This window comes from Thermoplasmata archaeon, from assembly GCA_035632695.1.
Taxonomy (GTDB): Archaea; Thermoplasmatota; Thermoplasmata; order RBG-16-68-12; family RBG-16-68-12; genus RBG-16-68-12.
This window is the reverse complement of the sequence record DASQGG010000199.1, coordinates 23,087-35,089: the sequence shown is the minus strand read 5'-3', so window position 1 is coordinate 35,089 and position 12,003 is coordinate 23,087. Positions and strand designations below refer to the sequence as shown.

The 12,003-nt window shown below is 66.4% G+C and carries 8 protein-coding genes; 4 read left to right on the top strand and 4 right to left on the bottom strand.

The window, feature by feature from the left end:
• The 3 genes from VEY12_12430 to VEY12_12420 all read right to left on the bottom strand — a co-directional run.
• The coding region (locus VEY12_12430) for a glycosyltransferase family 2 protein (GenBank protein ID HYM40926.1) at positions 1–1,427 on the bottom strand (1,427 nt) is incomplete at its 3' end.
• A 161-nt stretch (positions 1,428–1,588) separates the two neighbouring features.
• A complete protein-coding gene (locus VEY12_12425; protein HYM40925.1) occupies positions 1,589–3,016 on the bottom strand; it encodes an ABC transporter permease subunit in 1,428 nt (475 codons plus the stop codon).
• Positions 3,013–3,951 (bottom strand): ABC transporter ATP-binding protein, encoded by a 939-nt coding sequence (locus VEY12_12420; GenBank protein HYM40924.1) that lies wholly within the window; start codon positions 3,949–3,951, stop codon positions 3,013–3,015. Before VEY12_12420 ends, VEY12_12425 begins: the two co-directional genes overlap by 4 nt.
• 383 nt (positions 3,952–4,334) lie before the next feature.
• Between VEY12_12420 and VEY12_12415 the strand changes: the two genes are divergently transcribed.
• The 4 genes from VEY12_12415 to VEY12_12400 all read left to right on the top strand — a co-directional run bounded on the left by VEY12_12415 (position 4,335) and on the right by VEY12_12400 (position 10,578).
• Positions 4,335–5,465, top strand: coding sequence for a glycosyltransferase family 4 protein (locus VEY12_12415; GenBank protein ID HYM40923.1), 1,131 nt, complete (start codon positions 4,335–4,337; stop codon positions 5,463–5,465).
• A 206-nt stretch (positions 5,466–5,671) separates the two neighbouring features.
• Positions 5,672–6,841 carry a glycosyltransferase gene (locus VEY12_12410; GenBank protein ID HYM40922.1) on the top strand — a complete coding sequence of 390 codons (1,170 nt, stop codon included), beginning with the start codon at positions 5,672–5,674 and terminating at the stop codon, positions 6,839–6,841.
• Between the two features lie 253 nt (positions 6,842–7,094).
• Positions 7,095–9,551 carry a hypothetical protein gene (locus VEY12_12405; protein ID HYM40921.1) on the top strand — a complete coding sequence of 819 codons (2,457 nt, stop codon included), beginning with the start codon at positions 7,095–7,097 and terminating at the stop codon, positions 9,549–9,551.
• Positions 9,552–9,564: 13 nt separating this feature from the next.
• On the top strand, positions 9,565–10,578 hold the full coding sequence (locus VEY12_12400; GenBank protein HYM40920.1) for a glycosyltransferase: 1,014 nt from the start codon (positions 9,565–9,567) through the stop codon (positions 10,576–10,578).
• A gap of 13 nt (positions 10,579–10,591) precedes the next feature.
• Here VEY12_12400 and VEY12_12395 read toward each other — a convergent pair whose 3' ends face one another.
• Positions 10,592–11,683: an NAD-dependent epimerase/dehydratase family protein gene (locus VEY12_12395; GenBank protein HYM40919.1), complete on the bottom strand. Its 1,092-nt coding sequence runs from the start codon at positions 11,681–11,683 to the stop codon at positions 10,592–10,594.
• Positions 11,684–12,003: the final 320 nt, after the last annotated feature.

The following is a 12,003-nucleotide window of genomic DNA, read 5'->3' as shown; positions in this document are numbered from 1 at the left end:
AGCCCGAGGGCCATCACACCCACGAGGGCGACCGTGCCGCGACCCAGGTGGAGGATCTCCAGCATGGTCATGGGCGGCTCGTCCTTCGGGGTCACGGGGAACTTCCGCCGCGGATCCACGAGGTACATGACCATCGCGCGGATCTCGTGCGGGAGCATGATCGCGCCGATCGCCTTGCTCAGGGTGCGCGCGCGGTAGTAGCGCCAGAAGCCCACCCCGACCTGCAGGAGCTTGGCGACCGTGAACACGGACGTGATCAGGGACATCACAATGATGAACCGGAACAGGCTGATGGACCAGATGTACGCGAACGGCGCCACGAGCAGGTTCTGGCCGAAGGCGAAGAACGCGCCCAGGGTCGAGACCCGGCCGAAGACCGCGGCGACCATGGCGAACATGATCGCGACGTAGGCGACGTGGTTCATCGGGGTCGTGTACAGGAAGATCTTCTTCCACCACGGGAGCCGCGCGGGCGGCACGAAGGACCAGAACTCCATGGACCCACGGGTCCACTTGGTCTGGCGCTTCACGAAGCCGCGGACGTTCTCCGGCATGGCCTCCCACGTGTGGAGGGGGACGAAGACGGAGCCGTGCCCCGCGGAGGCGAGCTTGACCGCGGTGGCGAAGTCCTCGGACACGTAGTCCTCCACGAACCCGCCGACCTCGAGGACCGGCCGCGTCCGGAGCATGACGTTGTGGCCGTAGCAGAAGACCGCGCCGACGTACCCGCTGACCCGGCGCTCCCACTCGTCCTGGCCCAGGAGGGTCGTCGCGGCGAGGGCGCGGGGGAACGGGCGGTCCGTGTTCCAGATGTTGATCAGTCCCTGGAAGATCGCGAGGTCCGCGTTGTCGGGATGCTCCGCGTACTTGAGGGCTTCCGCGACCCAATCGGGCGGAAGGACCGAGTCCGCGTCGAGGAGCACGAAGTAGTCGTACGCGGCGCCGTGCGCCGCCAGCCAGCCGTTGATGGCGCCCGCCTTGAACCCCTTGCGCTCGCTCCGGCGCAGGACGCGGAAGCCCCGCTCTCGGGCCAGGTCGTCCACGAGGGCGCGCTTGTAGGGGTCCGAGGAGTCGTCGAGCATGTACACGTCGACGGGGTACGTCTGCCGGATCGCCTGCACGCACTCCGGCACGACGTCGTTCATCGTCGTGTAGAGAAGGGCGACCTTGGGCTGCCGGGCGATCGCGTCGAGCCGCGGCAGCGGGTAGGGCTTGACGAAGAGGGACACGACCCGCTTCGAGAACACGATAGCGAAGCTGAACAGGAAGAAGATCATGAGGCCAAACTGGGTGACGCTGATCCACGACCCGAAGTTCACCGTGGTGGTCGCAAAGATCAGGACCGTGCCCAGCCAGATGCCGAACACGAGGAGGAAGAAGCGGTTCGCGAACCGTCGCTGGGCGATGTGCCGGCCTTCTACGCTCACTCCCGGAGGCTCCTTGCGCAGTCGATTCGCATCTCCTTCACTTAAGGGTCATTGGACGGTCGCCGAAGCGATAACTGCTGAGGCGATGGAATCCGGGAACTCGCCAATCCGGGTTTCCCAGGTGCGCCCACGCGGGTAGTGGGTCACCCTCCCTACGCAACTCAAACGATCCGCTTGCGGAACACGAGGATCGCAATTCCCAGGAGGACGACGATCCAGACGACCATGGCCACGGGGCCTGTCCAGTCGGGGATGCTCCCACCACCCGTCGTCCCGAAAAGGCCGACCAGGGAGGGTGGAATGAACGTAGTCACGGTGAGGGCGTAGAGCTGGTTCGGGTTGAAGAGGTCCGACACAGTCGCCAGGTTGTAGTAGCCCGGCGTGGCGGTCTCGATGCGGAACGCGGTCTGGACCGCCAGGATGACCAAGCTCCAGAGGAAGCTGAACACAAGCCACACGCCGATCGCCGCGAGAATCGTGGTGCCGGCGGAGCGGGCCAAGGTGGAGAAGATCTGCATGATCAGGACGTAAATCGCAATTAACCCGAGTGTCCCGATCACGAACGCAGTCGCAAAGATCGCGTCGGGCCACTTGCCCTCGACGGCGGCGATTCCGATGATGGATCCAATCAGCACGCCGAGCAACGGCAGTGCGACGGAGAGGAACGATCCCAGGAACTTCCCGATCGCGATTCCGCTTCGGGTGGCGGGACGCGCCAAGAGGATCTCCAGGCTGCCCTGAAGGCGTTCCTTGGCGACTGCGTCGTACGACATGGCGATCGCGATAATCGGATAGAAGATGCTCATCAGGGAGACGCCCAGGAACAGGAGGAGGGCGTCGGGTCCCCGGAAGAGCGGGAGGATCGCGAACGGAGACGTGCGGATGATCAGCGGCACCGTGTAGACCTCTCCGCGCTCGGACACGGTCACGGCCCAGTTCCCGTCGGCGAATCGTGCGTGGAAGAACCCGTTCGCGTCCGTGACGCCCGCGGAGGTGCCGTTAATGGAGACGCTCGCGCTGGCCGCGGGTGTGCCGTTCCTCCAGGTCGCATGAAGGCTCACGTCCCGGGAAGCGCCATCCCCGAGCAGGTCGAACTGCTTGAGCTGGACGGTCCAGTTAGAGGTCGGCGGCGACTCAACCTGGGCAGCCGTGGTCTCGTTCACGACCCCGACCGCGATACGTGCCGGCCAGAGACCCTTCGCCAGACCTGGGAAGACGGCCCAACCCGTCGCATTCGTCGTGGCTCGAGCGTGCTCGACGAACGGGGGGTTCGAGATGCCTAGCGGAAAGGGGTTTCCCAGGAGAACGATTTCGCCGGCATGAGGGTTCCCTAGGTAGTCGCTCACCCACACCGCGGCGCCTCCGGTCGAGTTGTTCCCGGTGTAGTACGGTGCGGCCCAGAGCACGTACTCCGACGAGAGGGAAGGGGCCTGGGACGTGAGCCCGCTGATCCCGAGCGCGGCGCCCAGGACAAGGAGGAGCGCGAGGCCGCACATAATCCACACCTTGATCCCGTGCGCGTTCGCACGGAGGTCGCGGCTCGCGACGATCAGCGAGCCGCGGAACAGATCCCTCAGGCCCCCGGTCACGAGGATCCACCCCTCGTGAGCGCGAGGAACGCGTCCTCCAAGGTGACCTCGGCGAGCTTCACGCCCATCACGGGCACGCCCAGGCCCACGAGGAACGCGTTCACCGCGGCGCGTGCGTCCTTGTCCATGGTCACGATGAGGCCCCAATCCGTTCGCTGTACGTCCTTCACGTGGCTGATCTCCAGGAGGCCGCGAAGCGCCGAGTCCGGGACGGTCGGCGCCTCCACGAGGCAGCGCACGCCACCGCCGCCGATCCGGGACTCCAGCCCCGCCGTCGTGTTGACGGCGACGATCCGACCGCGGTTGATCACGCCGACGTGGGTGCAGGTCTGGGCGACCTCGGAGAGGATGTGGGAGCTCAGGAGGATCGTCTTGCCCTGCCGGTTCAGCTCCTTCATCAGGTTCCGGAAGAAGATGATCCCGTACGGGTCGAGGCCGCCCGCGGGCTCGTCCAGGATCAGGACGGGCGGGTCGTGGAGGAGCGCCTGGGCCAGGCCGAGGCGCTTGAGCATGCCGTGGCTGTACGCGCGCACCTTCTTCGTGCGCTCGTCGCCCAGGCCCACGAGGTCCAGGAGCTCCCGGCCGCGCGTCCTCCGCTCCTCCCGGGCCATGCGGTAGAACTGGCCCCAGTAGTCCAGGTGCTGCTCCGCGGTCATCGTCGGATAGTAGCCGGGGTTCTCGGGCATATACCCGATCGCGACCTTGACCGCGAGGGGTTCCGTCCGGATGTCGTGGCCCTCCACGGTCGCGGTGCCCTCCGTGGGCTCAAGGATCGTGGCCAGGATCCGAATCGTGGTCGTCTTGCCCGCGCCGTTCGGGCCCAGGAAGCCGAACACGCTCTCGTCGGGGACCGTGAACGTGACGCCGTCCAAGGCCTTGGCGCCGTCCCCGCGCGCGCGGGCATACACCTTGGTGAGCCCCTGGACGTCGATCATGGCCGCGGGCCACGCAAGAGGGCCTTGTGCCATAAAGGTCGCGCCACGATTTCCGCGCTCCGGAAGGACGAGTCCACGGCCACCTCGTCCGGGGGGCGGCGCCCACTTCCCGAAGGTCCGAAGGGCGAGTTTTCATTCGTCCGAAAAAATATGTCAAGTTCGATAATTGTCCAACAAAGGGTAAAGACCACCGAGGGGGTCGGCAAGTTCAGCACGTTATCACAGAGCTTATTAAGGGGTACTTTTATGGGCAACAAGTTGAGGGGTGCTACCGTCACGCCGCAGAACGAGGCACGAGGCTACGAACCGGGCCATTCTGCTCGGCGAACGCTAGAGCTACCCAGGCCCCGGAATCGAGCCCGGTCGACCGCAGAAGGCGTATCATGAGGATCGCGCAGGTTGCCCCGTTTCTGCCCGAGCGGCCCGGAGGCTCGGTCGTCTACTCGTCGAACCTGGCGCTGGAACTCGAGAAGCGGGGACACGAGGTCGACTTCTTCGCCCCTAACTTCCCGCCGAACGGCCACCGGAAGTACCTGGGGAACCACATCCCGATCCACACGAGCCGCTGCTACGGGCTCATGTTCGGAGTCAACCCGCTCACGTTCCTGACCCGAGAGCTCGCGAAGACCCCGGTGGACGTCCTCCACGCCCATTCCTACGTATACATGACGTCGAACCAGGCGGCCCTCGTGTCGCGGGTCACCGGGCGTCCCTTCGTCCTCCATATCCATGGCGCCACGTACGGCCGGCCGTCCGAGATGGACCGGAAGACCTCGGCCGCCCTGTACGTCAAGGAGAAGATCTACGACCGGACGCTGGGCCGCTGGACCATCGACAGCGCGGACGCGATCGCCGCGGTGTCCCAGTTCGACCTCCAGCAGTGCCGCGAGGTGTTCGACGTGGACGAGTCCAAGCTGCATCTCATCCCGAACGCGGTCGACCCGCAGGAGTTCTCGCCCGCCACGGGCGACGCGCCCGACCCGCCCGTGGTCACCTACATCGGTCGCCTCGAACCCTGGAAGGGGGCGGGCTCCTTCCTCGAAATCGCTCGCCTCGTGCGGAGGGACCTGCCGGAGACCGTGTTCCAGATTGCCGGCGACGGGTCCCTGCGGCGGGAGATGGAGGCGGCCGCCGCGGACCTCGACGGCAGCGTGCGATTCCTGGGCGAGGTGGACCACAGCCGCATCGCAGACATCCTCCGGGCGAGCTCCGTCCTGGTCCTCCCGTCGTTCATCGAGGGCCTTCCGACCGTGTGCCTGGAGGCGCTGGCCTGCGGCGTGCCCGTGGTCGCGTCCGAGACCGGAGGGACGTCCGAGGTCGTCCTCGAGGGCCGGACCGGATATCTGTGCCCCGCGGAGCGGCCTGCGGCGTTCGCCGAGCGAGTCCTCGCGATCCTTCACGACCCCGGGCTGCGGCAGCGCATGGGCCGTGCGGGTCGTGCCCTGGTCGAACAGGGCCACTCGTGGGGCCGCGTCGCGGAACTCACCGAGCGACTGTACGAGCAACTGGTCTAGGACGACCGCGGCCGCTCGCGAGAGCCCGGACTCCCATTCAGGGTATCCGTCTTCATGAGCCCCTCGAGTGTGGGAATGAATCCGATGACCGAGGCGTGTCCCGAGGGAACCCGACCGGTGGGACGCGCCGGGCACACTTTGAATACGGGGGTTCCGCTTCCCGTGCGGCGCCGCGGACCCCGGTCCCGCCTCCCGGGTGTGGGCTCATGCGATTCCTCGTGATCTGCTCGACCCTCGACATGAGCGAGCCGTTCGGGGCGACGCCGTTCGTCTGGCAGTTCCTGAAGGGCCTTCACGACGCGGGCTCCGAGCTCACCGTGGTCCCCTACTACGGCCCGGCCGTGACCACGCCCTGGTGGCATTCAGAACCGAATCCCATCGAGCGGTCCGCGAAGGCCTTCCGGTTCTACATGAAGGCCGCGAGCCGAACGGGCTCGGGGAAGGCCGGCGGATCCTGGGTGCGGGACAGCCTTGCGCCCCGACTCGGCAGCCGGTGGGTCCTGTTCAGCTGGGAACGGCTTCTGCGGCACCTCGAGCGGCAACCTGGGTTCGACGCGTGCCTGGCCATCGGCGTGCCCTTGAACCAGGCGGAGCCGCTCCTCCTCTCGATCCGGACCCGGTTGGAGATCCCGGTGATCTCCTACGACCTCGATGCGCCCACCTCCCTGCCCCGCTACGGGGGCTTCTCGTTCAGCCCGTACCTCCACGCGCACCCGGAGAAGATGGACGCCGTGGTCATCCCTTCCGAGGGATCGGTCGCCGACCTCGAGGCGATGGGGGCCCGCGTCCACGTGCTGCACTTCGGGGTGGACCCCGAGTTGTACACGCCTCTGGCCACGGCCAAGGACATCGACGTGTTCTTCTTCGGCCTCGGGACGGGCGGGGGGGAGCACTACCTGCAGATGTTCATGGCCGAGCCCGCACGACAGCGGAGAGGTCGCTTCCTCATCTCGGGGGGCGGACCGAACGCGGCCGTCCCCGGGGTCGAGATCATCCCCGGCATCCGCTTCCACGAGATGCGGGCATACATCTGTCGCAGCAAGATCAACCTCAACATCCCGCGAAGCCTGCAGGCCGAGGTCTATGGCACCTCCACGTCTCGTCCCTTCGAGTTGGCGGCGCTCGGCGCGTGCATCCTCTCCCGTCCGTACGCCGGGCTCGAGCTGTGGTATCAGCCCGGCAAGGAGCTTCTCGTGGTTAACACGCCTGAAGAAGTGATGGAGGCCTACGACTGGCTGCTTGGAGACGAAGCGGCGCGCACCAGATTGGGAGAGAGCGCTCGACAGCGGACTCTCAAGGATCACACGATGAAGTCTCGAGCCGCGGTCATGGTCGGAATCGCCCAGAAGGCCATCGATCGATTCCAGCCGGCGTAGCGTCGTCACAGGCCGCCTCCGGAGCCAGGCGCCCAAGGGTTCGCGTTCCACGGAAACGCTTATCAAGGTCGTGCCGTCTGCGCGAAGGCTGAATCTGATCGAGGGAACCGGTTCCACATGGACGGCAGCCTCCTGCGCCGTGGCAGACGTCGACGCAGAGTCAATTGCCTACGGGGAACGGCTGCCTCGACACGCGGACCCGGGGCCCACACCCGCGTAGGTCTAAGGGCCGCTCCGCGGGGAGGCGGATCGGATGCCCCTTGACCTGCCGAGCGCCGCGGCGAGCATGGGGCTGTACGCCGGCACTGCATTCCTGACCGGCTGGTTCCTCCTTCAGTGCGTCCTCAAGCCGAGTGGAAACTCTCGCCCGTCCATTCTCATTACGCTCTGTCTGGCGACCGGAATCGCGGTCAACGCGTTGGTCTCCCTCTTGGCTGGACTGTTCTGGATCTCGGCGTTGGTGCCGCTCGCGTTCTCGGGGACGCTCGGACTGCTCGCCGCGCTCATCACGTGGATGCACGCGCGCGGCTCGGGAATCCACGCCTACCTCCGGACCCTTCGGGGCGACATCCCCGGGCTCCTCGTCCTCGTTCTCTCCTTCGCCTACTTCGTCCTCGTCGCGGGGCTCATGGAGTGGCCGCCTCCGGGAGATGTGGCGACGGCGCACGGCCCCATGGTCACCCTGTTCCTGGCCGCCGGGAGGATCCCGCTCACGGAGCAGGGCTACGTCATCTTGTATCCTCCCGGCCTGCAAGCCCTTGCGGCCTCCATTGGGCCCGTCGTCCTCAGATACGGGGGAGAGATGGTCTTCTCCCTGGGCGCCGTGCTTGCCGCGCTCCTCGCCCCGCTCGCGTACGCGATCATGTACCGCTGCACGAGCGATTGGCGCTGGGCCGTCGTGGCGGCCGTTGTCCCGTTGATCCCGCACCCCTCGGGCAACCTCGAGGAGTGGACGGTGGGTTACTTCTTCAACGGGCCGTACCCGAACCTTTTCGGCTACGTTATCGTGCTGACGCTCGTCGGGATCTTGATGATCGAGCAGCGGCCTTCGACGTGGTTGGGCAACTGGAGGCGGCTGACCGTCGCGGCGCTCGTGACCCTGGCGTGCGTGTTCGTGTACCCGGGCTTCGCGATTCTCTCGATCCCCCTCGTGGGCATCTGGGTCCTCCTGGAACGGGCGGCGCTCCGCGCCGAGCTCGGGACCCTGGTCCGTGCGAGGAGGGCCATGGCCATCCTGGTCGGCGTTGCGGTGGGCGTGGGCATCGCGGTCGTCGGGTATCTCGTGCTCCTCACGAGCGTGGGCCAGAACCCGTCCGTCATACTAGACTACCTGCTCGGCAGATTCGTCGCCGGATATGGAGGGGCGCCCGCCGCACCGACCCCCTACATGGAGCACGCGACCTTCTTCGTCGACCATGTGAGCGGCTGGATCTCGCTCTTTGCGATGGTCGCGGTGGCGTTCCGCATCCGTCGACGGACCTGGGACCTCCTCGATCTCTTCTACCTGATCTTCGGCCTCGCGCTGCTCGTCTCCCTGACGGGACCCGGCTTCGCCTTGACGTGGCCCATCTTGCCCTCCCGGTCCGGCCCCCTCTTCGTCCTCCTCGGCTGGCCCGTCCTCCTGCGCGCCATCGCAGGAAGGATCACGGCGGCGACCGCGGCGCGCGGCACTGGTACCCAGGCTCGCGGATTGGCGAGCGGCCCCGCCCGTGGTGCCACCCTCCCGGTGCTCGTGCTGGCTCTCGTGATCCTCACACCCGTCGTCGCGCACCCGGTGCTCGGGAGCGCCCTGGTGAATCCCGTCGGCAACTACGGTTGGTTCTCCGATGATCCGTCCTTCCCGCAGGATTTCCAGACCCTGGAGTGGATCGTGGCCCATGCGGACCACAACGCGCTCATGGCCAACGACGGCTCCTACCTGAGTCGATATCTCCCCTCGCTGACGCTCCAGAACATGTCGAACTCCGTCTGGGACGAGGCACGCTTCCCGCAGCGAGCACGGGACCTCACGGAGATTTGGAACGAGCCCAGGAACGTCACCTATCTGGTCGAGATGCTCCGGATGCATCAGGTGAAGTACCTCTTCGCGACGTCGGAGACGGGCTTCGTGGTCCCGTTCGAGAACTCCACGTACGCCGCCAAGCTGTATCCGCCCCGCCTGCTCGACACGATCTTCGACCACTACAGTTTCCTGACGGTCGACTACGCCACCGGATGGAACCGGGTCTACGAGGTGCGCTCCACGCCCACGATCGCGACCGTGGCCGTCCTCGCGAACGCGACCTCCGGCGACTTCTGGAACCTCCGCAGCGCGGCGGGATCGGGCTCCATCGGACTCCCGAGGCTCGAGCCCAACGGGACGATCAACGTGACCGCAGGGGCATTCGCCGGCTGGACGGCCACTCACTCCTTCGTCCCGGCCCAGAACTGGACGAACGCGCTCTACCTGTCCGCCGAGATCCGAACCGCGACGAGCCTGGGCCTCACGATCTACCTCACGGATGGCGCCGGGCGGACAATCTGGTGGAACGTGATCACGCTCGCGGGACGCCCGACCATGGTCGATCTCCCGCTCCGCAATCCGGACGGCGGACGGGGTGCGATGGACCTCGGGTCGGTGAGCACCCTCGCGATCGGCAACGGCACGTTCGGCGTCGCGCCGGATCCCGGAGACGGAATCGCGGTTGGCGGACTCGCGCTGAGTGGCTAGGGGCGAGGGTACCGTGCTGACCGTGGTCGTCAACAACTTCCGCGAGACGGAGCGGGTCGTCCGCTGCCTGAGGTCCGTTAAGGCGTCACGCGGTGTCGAAACCGAAATCATCGTCGTGGACTGCCAGACGCCCGGGCTTCGGGAACGCATCACGCCGGAGTTCCCTGATGTGCGGCTCATCTCCCTGGATTCCGATCCGGGCCCCAGCGCGCAACGGAAGCTCGGATACGACGCCGCTGGGACCGACTCGGAGGTCGTCGTCTTCCTCGACAACGATTGCACGGTGGATCCGACGTGCTTGGCGACCCTGGCCAGGATCTTCGTCGACGAGCCCAAAATGGGTCTGGTCCAGCCCGTCATCCTTTCGTCGAGCGAAGCGTCCGTCGAGGGTTCGGGAGGCTATCTGGATCCTCTCTTCTTCGCGACCCGCCAAAGATTGCCTACAGGGGGCGCGAACGCGGCGTCGTCCCCGGTTCTCGTGTCCTACTCGGACTCCGCGGTCTGCGCAATCCGACGAGGCGTCCTCAACGCATACCCGGCGGAACTGACGAGCTTTGACCCGGATTACTTCCTCTTCTTCGAGGACGTCGATCTGAGTATCCGAATGTGGCTCGCAGGATACCTGGTCGCCGTGGCCCCCGGGGCGATCGCCTACAATGAGTGGCGGGTGACCCGCGGACATGCCACGCTCTCGCCGGAGCGAGTCCGGCTCAACGAGCGGAACCGCCTGAAGACCCTGCTCCGCGTGTACTCGCGCGCCAATCTGGTGAAGTATCTTCCCTTGGCCTTGGTGTTTGATGTGAGCAAGGCGCTCGCGGTGCTCCGGAGCCACCCCAAGCATGCGCGGGCCAGCCTGGGCGCCATCTTCGACGTCGTCCTGCAAGCGCATGACATCGCCCAGCGGAGGCGGATCATCCAACGAACTCGACGCCTCCCGGACGCCGCCTTCCTCTCGCACTTTGTGCCGCTCAGCGTGGAGACCCTGCTGACGAACTACCGATTCCACTACGCACGCCCGGGGACGTGAGCCTTGCGCAATGCTAGGCTCGCTCCAGCAGGACCCGGGCGTCAGGCAGCCGCTCTCCCAGATGGGTGGCCCGATACCATTCGATCGTCTTCTCGAGGCCCTCACGAAGGGAGAACTTAGGCTCCCATCCGAGGACCTCGCGGGCCATGGAGATGTCCAAGGCGCGGCTCACGACGCCCGTGGGCTTCGTCAGGTCGAACGTGAACGCCTTGGGATGCCATCCGACCAGTTCGAAGATGGTCTCGGCGACCTCGAGGATCGTGTACCGCCTCCCCGTGCCGATGTTCACGCCCCGCCCGTCCGTGATGCGCTCGGCGGCCCGGAGGGTCCCCGACACGATGTCCGCGACGTAAGTCAGGTCACGGTCCTGGCGTCCGTTCCCCCAGATCTCGTAGGGGTCCATGCGGGCCAGGGCCTTGTAGATGAGCGCGATCACCGCATGGGTCTCGTTCTCGCGCGGGCCGTACGCGGTCACGAAGCGGACGCTGCAGCCCTTCAGACCGTACTGCTTGATGAACGCGAGGAGCTGCACCTCCCCCATGGTCTTGGCCCAGCCGTACTCGAGATCGGAGCTCAGCGGCTGGAGCAGGTCGCGAGGATCCAGATCGGATTCGCGCAGCTTGTACTCCGAGTGTTCCTCGCTTTGCAGGGAGGGCGGGTAGACACAGGCGGAACTTGCGGACACGACCCGACCCACGTCCGCCTTCCTCGCAGCCTCGAACACGTGATGGTCGATCGCGAAGTTCGAGCAGACATCCGCGGGGTGCGTGTCGATGTACCCGCGGCCCCCGTGGACGGCGGCCAGGTGGAACACGGCCTCGGCACCGTCGAACGCGGAGGCGGCCTCCTCGAGCCGACAGTACTCGAGGTCGAGCTTCACGAACTTGACGTGGTTTCGCACGGCAGCCAGGTTCTCCAGCCGTCCGCTGCTCAGGTCATCGACGACGACCACACGGGCGCCCCGCTCGAGAAGCGCCTCGGCGAGATGGCTCCCGATGAAGCTGGCACCGCCCGTAACCACGACGCGCGCACCCGCCCAGTCGGTCGCGGGCGCGTGAGCCTCCGGGTGCGCGCTCTTCCGCTTCGTGGGGACGCTCTTGGGCATGCTCTAGCCTCGGCCGAGTTCGAATCGCCGCGCGATGCGCGTGGGGCGCACGGTCGTGGTCGCGGTCACGCAACAAACGAGAGATCGAGCGGACAAGCGATCACGCCACCGGCGGCGCAGTATTCCACACCAAACATAAGGGTTTCCTCGGGATTCATCGGACGTCCTATGGAACCCGCGAACCGTTCCGGTCGATCCGCGATGACGTTCTCACTCTTGCGATTGAGAACGGAGGCTGGGCGTGGGTTTAACCTGGGATATCACGTTACCCCGCGCGGAGTTGAGGGGTTTGGGGTCTCCGTCCCACAAGGGACTCGCGC